Source organism: Pseudomonas sp. GW821-FHT01C01 (assembly GCF_059422645.1).
In genome coordinates this window covers 1-17,572 of record NZ_JBWKXF010000078.1, presented here as the reverse complement: position 1 = coordinate 17,572, position 17,572 = coordinate 1, and the positions used below count along the sequence as shown (strand labels likewise).

At 60.0% G+C, this 17,572-nt stretch carries 8 protein-coding genes, 1 rRNA gene and 1 pseudogene; 7 read left to right on the top strand and 3 right to left on the bottom strand.

Annotated features, from left to right (window positions below; genetic code table 11):
• Window positions 1-6,774: pseudogene (locus AC07XF_RS27500) on the top strand (LapA family giant adhesin); the annotation flags it as partial.
• Window positions 6,775-6,920: 146 nt separating this feature from the next.
• Window positions 6,921-7,259 carry a tryptophan synthase subunit beta gene (locus AC07XF_RS27495; protein ID WP_477757220.1) on the top strand — a complete coding sequence of 113 codons (339 nt, stop codon included), beginning with the start codon at window positions 6,921-6,923 and terminating at the stop codon, window positions 7,257-7,259.
• 45 nt (window positions 7,260-7,304) lie between these two features.
• On the opposite strand, the gene lapD is transcribed toward AC07XF_RS27495, so the two are convergent.
• Window positions 7,305-9,251, bottom strand: coding sequence for a cyclic di-GMP receptor LapD (lapD, locus tag AC07XF_RS27490; protein ID WP_495029013.1), 1,947 nt, complete (start codon window positions 9,249-9,251; stop codon window positions 7,305-7,307).
• A gap of 14 nt (window positions 9,252-9,265) precedes the next feature.
• Window positions 9,266-9,958, bottom strand: coding sequence for a cysteine protease LapG (gene lapG, locus AC07XF_RS27485; protein ID WP_495029012.1), 693 nt, complete (start codon window positions 9,956-9,958; stop codon window positions 9,266-9,268).
• 195 nt (window positions 9,959-10,153) lie between these two features.
• Here lapG and AC07XF_RS27480 point away from each other — a divergent pair, with 195 nt between their 5' ends.
• The 5 genes from AC07XF_RS27480 to AC07XF_RS27460 all read left to right on the top strand — a co-directional run bounded on the left by AC07XF_RS27480 (window position 10,154) and on the right by AC07XF_RS27460 (window position 17,213).
• A complete protein-coding gene (locus AC07XF_RS27480) occupies window positions 10,154-10,864 on the top strand; it encodes a GntR family transcriptional regulator (protein WP_495029011.1) in 711 nt (236 codons plus the stop codon).
• 731 nt (window positions 10,865-11,595) lie between these two features.
• Entirely contained in the window at window positions 11,596-12,372 is a 777-nt protein-coding gene (locus tag AC07XF_RS27475) for a DUF3050 domain-containing protein (RefSeq protein ID WP_495029010.1), read from the top strand.
• Complete coding sequence (locus AC07XF_RS27470; protein ID WP_495029009.1) at window positions 12,369-13,298, top strand: diiron oxygenase; 930 nt, start codon at window positions 12,369-12,371, stop codon at window positions 13,296-13,298. Before AC07XF_RS27475 ends, AC07XF_RS27470 begins: the two co-directional genes overlap by 4 nt.
• 13 nt (window positions 13,299-13,311) lie before the next feature.
• Window positions 13,312-16,722, top strand: coding sequence for an amino acid adenylation domain-containing protein (locus AC07XF_RS27465; RefSeq protein WP_495029008.1), 3,411 nt, complete (start codon window positions 13,312-13,314; stop codon window positions 16,720-16,722).
• A gap of 23 nt (window positions 16,723-16,745) precedes the next feature.
• Window positions 16,746-17,213, top strand: a complete 468-nt coding sequence (locus AC07XF_RS27460; RefSeq protein ID WP_495029007.1) for an SRPBCC family protein — start codon at window positions 16,746-16,748, stop codon at window positions 17,211-17,213.
• Between the two features lie 105 nt (window positions 17,214-17,318).
• Here the strand turns inward: AC07XF_RS27460 and rrf are convergent.
• Window positions 17,319-17,434, bottom strand: a 5S ribosomal RNA gene (gene rrf / locus AC07XF_RS27455).
• Window positions 17,435-17,572 lie beyond the last annotated feature (138 nt).

Below are 17,572 nucleotides of genomic sequence, written 5' to 3'. Positions count from 1 at the left end.
ATCACCATTGCCGAAGGCCAGAGTTCAGGCAGCCTGCCAGTGACCGTGGGCAACGACGTCTACCAAGGCCCGACCACGGTCACCGAGTCCATCAAGGACGCGGCCGGCGGCAACCTCGAAGCGATCAATCCGATCAAGACTCCGGTTGAAACCACGGTCAACGACGTCAACGACACCACCACCGTGACCCTGACCGCCACGCCGAGCGTGGACGAGAACGGCACCATCACCTACACCGCGACGCTGACCGATGCCCAGGGCAATCCGGTCACCGCGCAAAACGGTCCGGTCACCGTGACCCTCGACAGCGGCAAAGTGATCACCATCGCCGAAGGCCAGAGCTCCGGTTCCCTGCCAGTGACGGTCGGCAATGACGTCTACCAAGGCCCGACCACCGTCACCGAGTCGATTAAATCGGCCGACGGCGGCAACCTCGAAGCCATCAACCCGATCAAGACCCCGGTGAACACCACGGTCAACGACGTCAACGACACCACCACCGTGACCCTGACCGCCACGCCGAGCGTGGATGAAAACGGCACCATCACTTACACCGCGACGCTGACCGATGCCCAGGGCAAGCCGGTCACCGCGCAAAACGGTCCGGTGACCGTGACCCTCGACAGCGGCAAAGTCATCACCATTGCCGAAGGCCAGAGTTCAGGCAGCCTGCCAGTGACCGTCGGCAACGACGTCTACCAAGGCCCGACCACGGTCACCGAGTCGATTAAATCGGCCGACGGCGGCAACCTCGAAGCCATCAACCCGATCAAGACCCCGGTGAACACCACGGTCACCGACGTCAACGACGCCACCACCGTGACCCTGACCGCCACCCCGAGCGTGGATGAAAACGGCACCATCACTTACACCGCGACCCTGACCGACAAAAACGGTGCCTTGGTTACCGCGCACAACACGCCGGTCACCGTCACCCTGGACAGCGGCAAGGTGATCACCATTGCCGAAGGCCAGAGCTCCGGCTCCCTGCCAGTGACCGTGGGCAATGACGTCTACCAAGGCCCGACCACGGTGACCGAGTCCATCAAGGACGCGGCCGGCGGCAACCTCGAAGCCATCAATCCGATCAAGACTCCGGTTGAAACCACGGTCAACGACGTCAACGACAGCACCACCGTGACGCTGACCGCCACGCCGAGCGTGGATGAAAACGGCACCATCACCTACACCGCGACGCTGACCGATGCCCAGGGCAAACCGGTCACCGCGCAAAACGGTCCGGTGACCGTGACCCTGGATAGCGGCAAAGTCATTACCATCGCCGAAGGCCAGAGCTCCGGCTCCCTGCCAGTGACGGTCGACAATGACGTCTACCAAGGCCCGACCACCGTCACCGAGTCGATTAAATCGGCCGACGGCGGCAACCTCGAAGCCATCAACCCGATCAAGACCCTGGTGAACACCACGGTCACCGACGTCAACGACGCCACCACCGTGACCCTGACCGCCACCCCGAGCGTGGATGAAAACGGCACCATCACTTACACCGCGACCCTGACCGACAAAAACGGTGCCTTGGTTACCGCGCACAACACGCCGGTCACCGTCACCCTGGACAGCGGCAAGGTGATCACCATTGCCGAAGGCCAGAGCTCCGGCTCCCTGCCAGTGACCGTGGGCAATGACGTCTACCAAGGCCCGACCACGGTGACCGAGTCCATCAAGGACGCGGCCGGCGGCAACCTCGAAGCGATCAATCCGATCAAGACTCCGGTTGAAACCACGGTCAACGACGTCAACGACAGCACCACCGTGACGCTGACCGCCACGCCGAGCGTGGATGAAAACGGCACCATCACCTACACCGCGACGCTGACCGATGCCCAGGGCAAACCGGTCACCGCGCAAAACGGTCCGGTGACCGTGACCCTGGACAGCGGCAAAGTGATCACCATCGCCGAAGGCCAGAGCTCCGGCAGTTTGCCAGTGACGGTCGGCAATGACGTCTACCAAGGCCCAACCACCGTCACCGAGTCGATTAAATCGGCCGACGGCGGCAACCTCGAAGCCATCAACCCGATCAAGACCCTGGTGAACACCACGGTTACCGACGTCAACGACACCACCACCGTGACCCTGACCGCCACCCCGAGCGTGGACGAGAACGGCACCATCACTTACACCGCGACGCTGACCGATGCCCAGGGCAATCCGGTCACTGCGCAAAACGGTCCGGTGACCGTCACCCTCGACAGCGGCAAGGTCATTACCATTGCCGAAGGCCAGAGCTCCGGCTCCCTGCCAGTGACCGTGGGCAATGACGTCTACCAAGGCCCGACCACGGTGACCGAGTCCATCAAGGACGCGGCCGGCGGCAACCTCGAAGCCATCAATCCGATCAAGACTCCGGTTGAAACCACGGTCAACGACGTCAACGACAGCACCACCGTGACGCTGACCGCCACGCCGAGCGTGGATGAAAACGGCACCATCACCTACACCGCGACGCTGACCGATGCCCAGGGCAAACCGGTCACCGCGCAGAACGGTCCGGTGACCATCACCCTCGACAGCGGCAAGGTCATTACCATCGCCGAAGGCCAGAGCTCCGGCTCCCTGCCAGTGACCGTGGGCAATGACGTCTACCAAGGCCCGACCACGGTGACCGAGTCGATTAAATCGGCCGACGGCGGCAACCTCGAAGCCATCAACCCGATCAAGACTCCGGTTGAAACCACGGTCAATGACGTCAACGACACCACCACCGTGACGCTGACCGCCACGCCGAGCGTGGATGAAAACGGCACCATCACCTACACCGCGACCCTGACCGACAAAAACGGTGCCTTGGTTACCGCGCACAACACACCGGTCACCGTGACCCTCGACAGCGGCAAGGTCATTACCATCGCCGTCGGTCAAAGCTCCGGCACCCTGCCGATCACGGTGGGCAACGACGTCTACAACGGCGCGCCAACCGTTACCGAATCAATCAAGACCGCCAGCGGCGGCAATCTTGAAGCCCTCGGCACGGACAAGACGCCAGTATCGACCAGCGTCAGCGACTTCAAGGACACCACCACTGTCAGCATCAGCGGCAACAGTTCGGTAACCGAAGGCCAGACTGTGTCCTATACCGTCAGCCTGACCAACCCGGCCCAGACCGAAGTGACGCTGAAAATCGTCTACAGCGGTACCGCCGCCGACGGTTCGGACTTCACCGGTGTGTACACCGTGAAGATCCCGGCGGGTGCCAGCAGTGCCAACTTCAACGTCGCGACCATCGACGACAAGATCACCGAAGGCACCGAAAACTTCGTGGTCAAGATCGACTCGGCCACCGGCGGCAACTTCGAGAACCTGGCGATCAGTTCGTCCAACGGCAGCGTCAGCACTTCGATCATCGACAACGATGCACCGCCAGTGCTGGATCTCGATGCCAACAACTCCAGCGGCGCCACCGGGGCCGATTACAAGGTGACCTTCACCGAGAACACCCCGGGTGCGGGCGTGTCGATCGCCGACACCGACCTCAGCATCACCGATCCGGACAGCACCAAGCTGACCGGCGCAACGATCGTGCTGACCAACCGTCAGGACGGCGATGCACTGAACCTGGGCAACAGCGTCAACGGCATCACCATCAATGCCAACAGCACCAATGGCACCGTCACCCTGACCCTGTCGGGTAACGCGACGCTGGCCGACTACATGCAGCAGATCAAGAACATCACCTTCATCAACAGCAGTGAAAACCCGAGCACCGTGCCTCGCATCATCACCGTGACGGTGACCGATGGCAGCAACTACTCCAACACCGCGACCACCACGGTCAACGTGGTGGCGGTCAATGACGCGCCGGTCGCAGCAGCGGTCAACGTCACCGGCACTGAAGACACGCCGCTGATCCTCGGCTGGTCGACCTTCGGTGTCAGCGACGTCGACAGTCCGGCCGCCAGCCTGGGCGTGAAAATCACCCAGTTGCCGGGCGAGGGCAAACTGCAGTATCTGGACGGCTCGACCTGGAAAGATGTCGCCACCAATCAGACGTTCAGCAAGGCTGATATCGACGCTGGCAAACTGCGCTTCACGCCGGATGCCAACGAGTCGGGCGTGGACGGATATGGCGGTACCGGCCTGGGCAACAACCAGGCCGACTACGCACAGATCAAGTTCCAGCCAACCGACGGCCAGGCGCTGGGCAACACCGGTACGATCAAGATCGACATCACCCCGGTGGCGGACGCGCCGACCTTGAGCGTTGCCGACAACAGCGTGAGGTCCACCGGGTTGATCAAGGAAGTCTGGACCGGTCTTTCGGGTCTGGGCACCAGCGGCAACGGCGCGGACTCGACTACGCTGAAAAACGTGATCGACGCCGCTGGCACAGCGAACTCCAAAGGCACCGTGACCAACGTGCAGTCCGACGGTAGCGTGACCGCCGGGACGGCGTCGAAAACCTCCGGCCTGATCTACCTCGAAGCCGGCAAGACCTACACCTTCAGCGGTACCGGTGATGACAGCCTGTTGGTGACCATCGGCGGCAAGAACGTCGCCGCGATCACCTGGGGCGCGGGCGGCAATCTCAATGGTTCGTTCACCCCGACTACCAGCGGCTACTACACCCTGGACATCTACCACCACAACCAGAGCGGCCCGGGCAGCTACGATGTCAACCTGTCGGTCAATGGCAGCACGCCGATCGACCTGAGCAGTGCCGGCGTACCGATTTACACCGGCGTGTCGGATCTGGTGAATGCCGGCGTGACCGTGTCCGACTTGCACGGCACCAATGGCGAAGGCTACTACGACGGCTACAAACTCAATACCGGCGCCGAAGGCACCAGTGTGAAACTGTCCGCCATTACCACCGCGCTGACCGACACCGACGGCTCGGAAACCCTGGGCCTGAAGATCAGCGGCATGCCGGTCGGCTCGGTGCTCACCGACGGCGCAGGACATACCTTCACGGTCACCGCGACCAATGGCGAGGCCAACGTAACAGGCTGGAGCCTCGGCTCTCTGACCGTCACTCCACCGGCGTACTACAACGGCCAGTTCAACCTGACCGTGACCTCGACCTCCACCGAGGCCCTGGGTGGTTCGGCCAGCAGCACTTCGCAGATTCCCGTGACCGTGTACCCGGCGGTCTACAACGCTGTCACCGCCACCGCGGCCGATGACACTGTCACCGGCACCGACGGCAATGACATCATCGTCGCCGACATCGGCGGCCTGACCGTAGTGCCGGGCACCAACTACAACATCGCGTTCATGGTCGACAGCTCCGGCAGTATGAGCTCCTCGTCGATCAATTCGGCCAAGGACTCGCTGACGTCGGTGTTCAACACCCTCAAGCAAAGCCTGGGCAGCAACTCGGGTACGGTGAACATCTTCCTGGTGGACTTCGACACCCAGGTCAACAAGTCGGTGTCGGTGAACCTCAAGGACCCGAATGCGCTGACACAGTTGAAGGCGATTCTGGACTCGATGTCGTCCGGCGGCGGCACCAACTACGAGGACGTGTTCAAAACCACGGCCAACTGGTTCCAGAGTGCGGACGCCGTGGCCAACACCGGGGCGAAGAACCTCACGTATTTCATTACTGACGGCAAGCCGACTTACTACCAGAGCGGCGAGTCGACCAACCCGACCCTGTATGGCAGCACAACACTCGATAGCTTGATCACCACCAGCAACTATCAGTTGGGTAAAGCGATCAGCCTGTTCCCCGATAGCACACACCAGATCGACATTACCGCTTCAGGCTACGTGACGGTCTGGACCAAGAGCAGCAATGGCAACGGCAACGGCAACGGCAACAACTGGTCATCCAAGGACTTCGGCTATCTGCATGCCCAGGGCGACGGCACCTACGAGTTTTCGGGTCGCGACGGCGACGGCAACAGCACCGACGGGGACACCACCAGCAACTCCGGCAGCAGCTTTACACTGCTGAGCAACCTGTCGAACGTCGAGGCCATAGGCCTGAACAAGGACGTGACACTCAGCGACCTGAAGCCGTACGACTCGGATAAAACGCCACAAACCAACATCGACCCGAAGGATCTGGCCAACTCGATCATCGGCCATACCGAGGCGACGATGCCGGGTCACGACACCGTCAGCGGTGGCGACGGCAACGACCTCCTGTTCGGCGACCTGGTGAGCTTCAACGGCATTGCCGGCGAGGGTTACCAGGCGATGCAAGCCTTCGTGGCGCAGCAAACCGGCGTGGACGTCAGCAAAGTCACTACCAGCAACGTGCACCAGTACATCACCGAGCATTACACGGCGTTCGATGTGTCCGGTGCCCATGACGGCAACGACACCCTGTTGGGCGGTGCGGGCAATGACATCCTGTTCGGCTCGGGCGGTAACGACACCCTCGACGGCGGCAAGGGCAATGACATCCTGCTCGGTGGCACCGGCAATGACACCTTGATGGGCGGACAGGGCAACGACATCCTGATCGGTGGTTCCGGTGGTGATACCTTCGTCTGGAAAGCGGGCGACACCGGCAACGACGTAATCAAGGACTTCAAGGCCAGCGAAGGTGACCGGATCGACCTGCGCGATCTGTTGCAGGGCGAAACCGGCAGCACCATCGACAACTTCCTGAAGATCACCACGGTCGATGGCGTGTCGTCGCTGCAAGTCAGCTCGACCGGCCAGCTCAACTCGGGCAACGCGGCAGCCGCCACACCGGACGTGACGATCAAACTGGAAGGCAATAACTGGTCAAGCGCCAACCTGCACAACCTGATTGCCGGTAGCGATCCGACCATCAAAGTCGATCACAACAACAGCTGATGCACGAAAACGGCCGCCCCTTATGGGGCGGCCGTCACGTTTGCGTCCACTGCCCGGTGACGACTTCGTCGCCGCGCCACATACTGGCGTGCAGTTGACCTATGCTGCTGACAGCAAGACGCTGGTTCAATTCTGAGGGATGCTCAATGTTTTACGTGCAACGCGATGCGCAGGGCCTGTTGGTACGCGTGGAACCCGCCGCCTACGCCGAGGCCACGGAAACACTGCCGGCCGACCATCATGAAATCCAGACCTGGTTTGCCAATGCGGCTGTGGAAAACAGTCTCAAACAGCTCAAGCAAAGTGACCTGGAAATGATCCGGGTACTCGATGACTTGATTCAGGTGCTGACCCAGAAAGGCGTGATCCGCGTCACCGACCTGCCGACGGCGGCCCAGGCCAAACTCATGGACCGAAACCAGGCCCGTGAAGCCTTGGGCGGCTTGAGCCAATTGATCGATGACGAAGAGACCGGGCTCATCTGACGCGCCCCTCCGGTCATTCCCACGCCCTGCGTGGGAGCGATCACATCAGTCCCAGGGCTTGGGCTCGCCGAACAACTGGCCCTGCACACCGTATAACCCCATCTCGCGAATCACCGACAACTCGCCTTCAGTCTCGACCCGCTCGGCAATCAGCGGCAAATCGATGCTGTGCGCCGCTCGCTGGATCGCCTCGATGAACAGGCGTTTGTCACTTTCCAGGTCAATGGCCCGAATGTAGCTGCCATCGATCTTCAAGTACGCCAGCCCCAGCCGTGCCAGGTTGCCGATCATGCTGAAGCGCCCACCAAAGCGTTGCAGACTCAGGGAGAACCCGAGTTCGCGCAGGCGCCGGGTCAACTGCTCCAGCACCGCCTGATCAGGCAGTTGCTCTTCGCCAATCTCCAGGGTCAGACGCGGGCCGAGGTTGGAATGCGCACGCAGTATCTCGAAGATTTTATTTTGCGCCTGCGGGTCGGCCAGGGTAGCCGACGACAGATTCAGTGCCAGCGACTCCTCATGCCCGTTCATTTGCTCCAACACCTGTTCGAGCATCAGCCGATCCAGACGCGCGGTCCAGCCGAAGCGCTCCAGCCACGGCAGGAAACGCCCGGCGGGAATGGTCTGACCGTGTTCGTCGAGCAGTCGCGACAACACTTTGTAATGCAGTACCAGTAGCGTGTCCTGGGCGGCTACTACCGGTTGGAAATACAGCTCGAAACGCCGCTGTGTCAGTGCCTGGTCGAGCATGCGATGCCAGGCGTGGTGATCGTCGCCGACACTGGCCGCAAGGCTGTGTTCGATACAGGCCCAGTTCTGCTCGCCTTGACCTTCGGCCTGCGCCAGCGCCTGATCACCGAGGCTGAGCACGGTTTGCGGGGAGTCGCCATGAGCAAAAGGCGCCAGACCGATTGACGCCACCGCTGGCACGTCGGTAGCGCCGGTTGCATGAAGACTGGCCAAGGCGCTGTCGAGGTTCTGTGCCAGTTGCAGCGCCTCTTCGCGCACCAGTCCCGGGGCCAGTACGGCAAATTCGCCGCCGCGGATACGGGTCACCAGGTTCTGGGTTTCCGGGTATTTGGCGCATTCACGAGACAGTTGCTCACCGACGGCTTTGAGCACTTCATCAGTGCGCTGACCACCGAGACGCTGGTTGAGACCGGCCAGATCCTTGACCCGCAACAGCAGCAGATAACCGGAACTGGCCTGCTCCGGGTTGCTCACCCGTGCATTCAATTGCATCTCGAAATAACGCCGGTTGGCCAACCCGGTCAACGAATCCTGATAGGACTCGACCCGTAGTTTTTCACTGCGCTCGGCCTGCTCCTGGAACAGCGCCTTGAGCTTCTCGACCATCTGGTTCATGGCCTGCACTACCCGACGAAGCTCGGGGGTGCGCGGCAACTCCGGCAGGCTGAGGAACTCCCGCCGGGCGATCGCGTGGGATTGTTTGACCATGTAATCCAGCGGTCTCAATTGCTGACGCAGCAACAGCGCGCCGAGTACTGCACTGACCGCGCCACATAGCAGCAACCAGCCCAGGCTGCCCAACGCGCTTTGCCACAACTTGGCCAACGCGAACATCGGGTGGCTGACCACCTCGACCCGGGCAGCCTGCTCCCAGCCGCGGCTGACGATCGCGTCACCACCGGCGGGCTCCAGGCCGATCAGTCTGACGAACCAGTCCGGAACGTTGTTCACCGCCGGAATGCCCGTGCGCTCAACCAGCGTCTGATCGGTCTTCAGATCAACCACGCGGATGCTCGCGTAGTAACCGCTGTCGAAAATCGAGCTGACCAGCAACTCGACCATCGCCGGGTCGTCGATATTCGGTGTCAGGGAAAGCGCCAGCGCCGTCGCGGCGTCCTGGGCATGGGAGCGCAACTGGTTGACGTACTGAGTACGCGAGCTCTCCAGACTGACCATGAAACTGCCGGTGAAGGCGACCACCAGGAACAGACAGATAGCTATCAACAGCTGTTTGAACAAAGACATCTGAGCGTGTGCTCCTAGTTAGTCGTCTCGACCGGGAATCCTTCGGCCTGCATTTTTTTCAACACGTCCTGCCAACGCGAAAGGCGTTTGGTATCGCCGACCTTTTTGTTGCCCTTGGCACCCGGTAACCACAACCCTTCTGCATTGAAAGAGTAGACCGGCAGCAAATCCTTCCGCTGGCTGGCCGGCTTGATTGCATCAATCAGGCTGTCGAGCACCAGGGGCTCGGCCTCCGGGCTTGAGTAGTAGGTCAGCACCATGTGCGCGCGGTTCTGAGTCAGTGCCTTGACATAGGTAATGCGCAACTTTTCACTGGCTACACCGAGGTGACGCAGGCTGAAGTACTTGGCAATAGCGTAGTCTTCACAGTCGCCGGCACCTTTCCAGAGTGCTTCGATCGGAGTTTCCCAGTAGTCGACTTCGTGCCACAGGTCGATGTCTTCGACGTATCGCAGCTGCTTATTGAAAAAGCGATTGACTACATTGAGTTGTTCCAGCTCGCCGAGCTGTTTCTGGCTGGCCAACAAGTATTGCCAATCATTAATGCGTTGCTGACCTTCTCCCAAAGGGCCGTACAATGCCTGCGCCCGCCGGCTGATCAAGGAAAAATCCCAATCGGCACTCAAGCTGCCCAGCATCACGCCTGCCAGCAGCAACGCGCTGCACAACCAGCGTAAAATCCGGGGGATCGCTAAACTTGCCGCCAATGCGAGGCATCCAGGGTAAGCAGGAGGGAGTTGTTTGAATGGTGAAGGTTAGACCGGAAAAAAACAATGGCACGGTGAGATCACTGGCGGCGCGCTAAACTGCAAGAAAGGCACTCGTTCGCTTGTTTGACAAGCTGTCAGTCAGTCACTAGTGTCATTTGGATCCAAAAATCTCCATCAATCAGGGTGCGTTTAGTGACACAAAAGCCCAACCCTCTTAGCAGTATCAAGGTCAACGGGCCGATTCCCGCCCATGTGGCACGCTCGGTGATCGAGGAAACCCTGCGCTCGGCGATTCTCGACGGGCGCATTCCTTGCGGTGCAGCCCTGCGCCAGCAAGACCTCGCCGACCTGTTCGGCGTCAGCCGCATGCCCGTACGCGAGGCCTTGCGCCAGCTCGAAGCACAATCGTTGCTCAACGTGATTGCCCACAAGGGTGCCGTGGTCGCGCCTCTGGTCCAGGGCGATGCTGTGGAAACCTATGCGCTGCGCATCCTGCTGGAATCCGAAGCCCTGCGTCTCTCGGTGCCACTGCTCCAGGACGAAGATCTCGAGCAGGCTGCCCGTTACATCGACGAACTGGAAACGCAAAGCGACTACACCGAAATCGGACGGCTCAATCGCCTGTTCCACATGACGCTTTACAGCCGGGCGCCCAATCGTCGGCTGTTGAAACTGGTCGAAGACGGCCTGATCGAAGAAGAGCGGTTCCTGCGTTTCAACCTGGAAGCCATGGGCCTGGGCAAACTGTCCCAGGACGACCATCAGGCACTGTTGCGGGCCGCCGAAGACCGGGACGTCGAACGCTCCGTGAAACTGCTCGAACATCACCTGAACCGAGGGGTCGAGGTCATTACGCGCTTTCTCAACAGCCCTGAAGTCCAGGCCAGAAACAAGTCGAAGTAACCCGCAGCGGCAAGTCCCGGGAAGAGCATCGAACGGTGCATCCTTGCTTGCCGCACATTCCCCCGAATGGGCTCCTCGAATAGTTTGATTACAAATCCCCCGCACCCATACCACACCGCCCTCGCGGCGCCATACCGCGCCCCAACGCCCCGCCGTCTTCAAACCTGAGCATTGCAACGATTGCGTGATGCCTCAGTAATGGCGGCCACCTCGATTTACGCCCACTCTGGGTAACCAAGACACAATAAAACGGGGGACGCTCCGAGCGAATGGCGTAGCCCCCACCCCCAGAAGCGAAGGAAGGAGCCTCATCACGGGAACGGAAGGATCGGCATCACTCGCGACCCAATTCCACCCCCTCAGACATCCCCAACGACTCCCGCTAAAAAGTTATTTCGAGTGAGGCATTCACTCTTTATTTAATTCTGACTTATATAGGCCGGAAGGAGTAACTACGCCAAAATAAAACTCATATTAAAAGTTTTATTGGAACTTATCGCCCTTCAAAAAGTTGAATATCAAAATATTACCAAAACAACTTGATTGAAACTTTATACATGTATTAGTTTTTCTTCGCCGCCAGCCACAAGCGGCAGTAACGCCTCAGTTACTCGGCATCTATAGCACTGACAAAGATCAATTCGTTTGAGGTACCCGTTCGCCAGGAGAAAACCTCCAGCGAACTTCAGTGCTTGATTACTTCTCACCGCAGATTATTTACAGGCTCATCCATGAAACCAACTAAAGAACGTCTGATTCAAAAAAAAGCCGAACTTAGCGAACACCCGATCTTCTCTGAAATACACTCGCTGCCGGTCCTGCGACGCTTCATGGAAACCCACGTGTTTGCCGTATGGGACTTCATGTCGCTGACCAAACGCCTGCAACAGGAACTGACCTGTGTGCAGTTGCCCTGGTTGCCGCCGCAGGATCCCCAGGCAGCGCGGTTGATCAACGAGATCGTGCTGGGTGAGGAGTCGGATGATCGCCCGGCCCAGGGTCACTACAGCCACTTCGAGTTGTACCTGGATGCAATGCGCGAAATCGGTGCCTGCACCGTTGCCATCGAACGTTTCGTGGCCCTGCAGCAAGAAGGGGTGAGCTACGACGTGGCCTTGCAGAGCGTCAACGTCGATCCGGCGGCCGCAAATTTCGTTCGCCATACACTGCACACCGCGCTGCATGCGCCGGGTCACAGTGTGGCGGCGGCGTTTCTGCACGGTCGCGAGAGCGTTATCCCGCAGATGTTCCAGCGCATCCTCGACGATTGGGGCATTGGCATCGAGCAGGCACCGACCTTCCGTTACTACCTCGAACGGCACATTGAGGTCGATTCCGAGGACCACGGTCCGGCGGCGGAAAAGCTCCTGTCGCGACTGGTCGATAGCAACCCGCAACGACAGGAAGACGTGTATGCCAGCGCCATTGCGGCCGTGGAAAGTCGTATCGCCCTGTGGGACGGGTTGCGCCTGAGCATGAGCGAATCCGCCACGGAGGTGAGCGCATGAACGCCGCCGACTACCAATCCTTCGCCGATGCCTGGGAAAGTCGCGCGACCATCCGCACCCGCCCGCGCCGCGTGCTGGAGAACGACGACAAACTGATCTACCCCTTGAGCCGCCAACCGTTGGTGCTGAGCGAAACCTTTCTGCGCGAATGCCCGGAACAGCGCGATTTCGCCCTGGTGCAGACGCTCTACAAGTTCATCAACGATGTGGTGATTTTCGAAACCGAGATCGTCGACAAAACCGCCCGCAGCATCGCCAAGAATCGCTTCGCAGTCGAGTTCCCGTTTGCCTGCCGCTACGACGCAATGACTGTCGTGGTGGACGAGGATTACCACGCACTGGTGGCGATGGATTTCATGCAACAGACCATCGCCATGACCGGCATCGGCCCCATTGAATTGCCCGATGAGATAGAGCTGAGCCGAGCGATACCGGCGGCCGTGGCGCTAGCACCGGAGCACCTGCGTAGCGCCGTAGAACTGATCTGCGTGGCCATTGCTGAAAATACTGTGACCGGTGATGTTGCCGCGTTCGCCAAGGACGCCACGGTCAAGCAATCGATCAAGGGCCTGATGGCCGATCACTTGCTGGATGAAGGGCGTCACTCCGGTTTTTGGGCGCGGCTGGTACGCATCTACTGGCATACCGCAAGTGCAGACGACCGCCAGTGCATCGCGCAGATCCTGCCGGTGTTCATTGGCCATTACCTGACCAACGACATCCAGAAATCGTTCGACTTCCGCTTGGTCGACGCGCTGCAGATCAGCGATGCGGCACGCCACACGCTCAAGAGCGAAGTGTCGGGACTGGCCTTCCCGATCAATCGCCATCACCCGCTGGTGGCCAACATTGTGCGGTTTTTCCACAGCAGCTCGCTGCTTGATTCGCCGTGCGTACAAACCGCCCTCAGCGACTACCTGGTTTGACGAGGAGCCCATCATGAGACGTCTCGACATCTTGCTCACCGGACCAAGCCTGGCCCTGACCGACCTGGCGCTGGAACTCGAACAACACGGTCACTCACTGACGCGGATATCCGCATCCGGCGAAATGCCGGGGCATGCGGATCTACTGATCGACGATGGCACGCCGCTTCAGTTCAGCAGTCAGGCGCCACGACTGACATTGCAATGGGGTCTTGGCCTGCCGCAGGCCTCAGGCCTGCCATCGCTGGACTTGTTGTGCCGCTATGGCTCAACACTGCTGACTCGAGTACCCATCGCCGACGAACCGTCGGGTAACGGCCAGGCATTGCGTATGCAGGCCATGACGGCACTGGTTGATCACGTAGCGCTGCTGGTCAGCCGCTACTCGCGGGATGCCGACTATTTTCGACTCGCCGAACCTGCGGTTCCTGCCCGCTTCGAGCGCGTCGAGAGTCTGCGGTTCCTGGACAATCTCGCGTTCGTGCATCGCTTGAATGCCACCACCGATCCAAGACTGCAACAACTCGCGCAAACGCCGATGATCGAAAGACTGGAACAGCAATGCATCCAGAACGCTAACCGTCCGGCCTTGAGCATCGCCGGCATCACCTTCGACTATCGCCAGTTGTACGCCCACAGCCGCGCCATCCAGCAACGTCTGCGACCGCTGCTGGATCAGCATCAAGGCCCGGTAGTCATCGGGATTTGCCTGCCCAAATGCAGCGCGCTGTATGCGGGGATCCTGGCGATCCTGGGCAGCGGCGCGGTGTACTTGCCGCTGGAGCCGAGCCATCCGCTGCAACGTCAGCAGTACATCCTGTCGAATGCCGGGGCGGTGTTGTTGCTGCATGACGGCGAGCATCCCCTGGCGAGAGAGATGCCGGGGCTGGACATCAGCAGCATCGACGTCCATGACGCAGACCTCACTCAACCGTTGATGCGCCAACACCCCGACCTCGATGCGCCATGCATGGCGCTCTACACCTCGGGCACCACGGGCCATCCCAAGGGCGTGCTGCTCAGCCAGGCCAACCTCGCGCACTTCACCCACTGGTACGCCGACTATGTGCAGTTGACCAGCCAGAGCCGTGTGTTGCAGTTTTCTTCGTTGAGTTTCGACTCATCGCTGATCGACATTTTTCCGACTCTGTTGCAAGGCGCGGAGCTGGTCGTGCCCGACGAAGACCAACGTCGCGATCCGCTGCAACTGGTGGAGCTGATTCGTCATCGACAACTGAGCCATGCCTTCTTACCGCCCGCCTTGTTGAGCATCCTGCCGCTGGAACAATTGCAGTGCCTGGATCATGTGATGACCGGCGGCGATGTCTGCGAACCGTGGGTCATCGAGCAACTGAGCCACCAAGGCAAGCTCTACAACCTCTACGGGCCCACCGAAGCCACGGTGCTGATTACCGCGCGGCGACTACAGGCGGGCGATAACAACCGCTCGCTGGGTGCGCCTATCGCCAACAGCCAGGTGTTGATTCTCGATGATGAATTCCAACCGGTGGCCGAACAGACCGTCGGTGAGTTGTACATCGCCGGCCCGGGCGTGTGCCTGGGTTACCTGAACAACCCGCAACAAACCGCTGAACGCTATCTGGATCTGAACTTGCCTGATGGCCAGACCCTGCGCGTTTATCGCACCGGGGACATGGCGAAGTGGACGCCTGAAGGGATCGAGCTGTGCGGTCGGCGTGATAATCAGGTGAAAATTCGCGGCTTCCGGGTCGAGCCGGAAGAGATTGAGCGCTGCCTGCGCGACAGCCAGTTGTACCGCCAGGTTGCCGTGGTCATTGATAGCCAGCGACGAATTCTGGCCTTCCTCACCCAACCTCAGGAAGACCTCGCTGGCACCGCTCGCCAAGCGTTGAAGGCCCACGCGAAACAGCAATTGCCGGACTACATGCACCCCGTTGCATGGACCGAGCTGGCAAGCATGCCCTACGCCAGTAATGGCAAGGTCGACCGCAAGGCGCTGCTGAATCTGCCCGTGAGCGTCACTGAGAACACTCAACGGCGCCTGCCAGCCAGCGCCGATGAAGCCCTGCTGCTGGAAATCTGGGCCGAGTTGCTGGAGCTGCCGGCGAGCGACATTTCCACCGACGAAAGCTTCTTCAACCTGGGCGGGCACTCGATCCTGCTGTCGCGCATGCTCCTGCGACTGCGCGAGGAGTTCGGGCGCAGCATCTCGATCAACCGTTTCATCGAACTGCCCACCCTCGCGAAACTGGCGACACTGGTACGCGGCTCTGGCAGCGAAGAAGTGTTGAGCGAGCAGGCCATGCGCGATGCCTTCCGCGAACTGGATGTTCAGCCGCTGCCCGTCAGCCGCATGGGCGATGTGCACAAGGTGATCGTCACCGGTGCCAACAGTTTTGTCGGTGTGCACATCGTCGAGGCGTTGCTGGCCTGGGGTGCCAGCGAAGTCGCCTGCCTGGTTCGCGACGGCAACGGGCAATCGGCGGACGAACGCTTTGCCCTGGCGTTGCGAGAGAACCGTCTGGAGCATCTGGATATGAGCCGGGTGCGGGTTTACACGGCAGACATCACGCGGCCGGAACTTGGTTTGGCGGCTGAGGTTTACCAGCGACTGGATCAGGAGTTTGGCGCACTGGTGCACAACGCGGCCAACGTCAATCACGTCCTCGATTACGAGTCGCTGGCGCGGGACAACGTCGAGCCGATTTTCGAGTGCCTGCGCCTATGCGAAGGGCGCAGCAAAAAAATCTTCAATTTCGTCTCGACGCTCTCGGCCTCCAGCACGATATCCGCCGATGGCCGAGTGCTTGAGTTGCCGGCCGCCCCGACTCCACCGATCTACATCAAGAACGGCTACAACCTGTCCAAATGGGTCGGCGAACGGATCCTCGAACGGGCGCGGGAGCGCGGGGTGCGGGTCAATCTCTACCGTCCCGGCAACATCAGCTTCAACAGCCTCACGGGCGTGTGCCAGCCGCACAAAAACCGCCTGATGCTGATGCTCAAGGGCTCGATCCAGCTTGGTCAGGTGCCGGAATTCGCCTTGAACTTCGACTTGATGCCGGTGGACTTTCTTGCCCGATTCATCGCCTTCCATGCCAGCCGTTATCAGCCGAAACAAGCGGTGTTCAACCTGCACAACCCCGAGCCCCTGAGCTGGGACAACTACGTGGCGTCCTTCCGCGAGGCAGGGCGCGAATTCGCAATGGTCAGCGTCGCCGACTGGCAACAGCAACTGGGCCGGGTCGACAGCGACAACGCGTTGTTCGGCGTGCTGGGTTTCTACCTCAACGGCTTCGAGGAGGACATCGGCGACATCTCGATGATCGGTCACGACAACGCCCAGGCCGGTGTTCGGCTGATGGGCGCGCACTACCCGCAAAAGTCCCCGGCGCTGCTGCGTCGCGGCTGCGACTACCTCAAAGAAATCAACTTCATCTGACTCAACCCAAACGGAGCAAAACCATGAGCACTCTGCAACCCGATACCCTGATCAAAAACCCTCAAGGCTGCCAGGTGGTGTCCTCGGTGGACGTGCCCGCCGATGCCGCGCAGGTGTGGGCCGTAGTCGGTAACTTTGCCGGCTTCGATCGCTTCATCCCGGCGCTGTCACACATCGAGATGACTGGTGAAGGGGTTTCATCGCTGCGCAAAAAATTCTTCAAGGACGGTAATCTGGTAGTCGAACAACTCAACTCCCGGAACGACCAGGCGCGGCACATGACCTGGACCACCATCTACAACACCCTGGGCGTGGCCAATCTGTGGGCTGCGATGAGCGTTGAACCACTGGGTGTGGGCAAGTCTCGAGCCACCTGGACCATCATCGCCGAACCGGTACAGGGCGGTGCCGAGGCGCTGCCGGGCTTCAAGGATTTCGTACAGGGCTTTGCCGATGATGCGATGAACAACATGCTGAAACTGTTTGCGTAAGACGTAAAAAAGCCCGTTGTGGACATGTTCCACAACGGGCTTTTCAGTACCCCTGAAACGACAAAACCCCTGCCTGCGTTAGCAGACAGGGGTTTCGGAATTCAATCTTGACGATGACCTACTCTCACATGGGGAAACCCCACACTACCATCGGCGATGCATCGTTTCACTACTGAGTTCGGGATGGGATCAGGTGGTTCCAATGCTCTATGGTCGTCAAGAAATTCTGTGACCAGCCCGTTAGAACTTTAACGTGCCGGTGAAAACTGGTGACTTCTACTAAAACAAAACCCCTACCTGCGTACGCAGATAGGGGTTTCGGAATTTAATCTTGACGATGACCTACTCTCACATGGGGA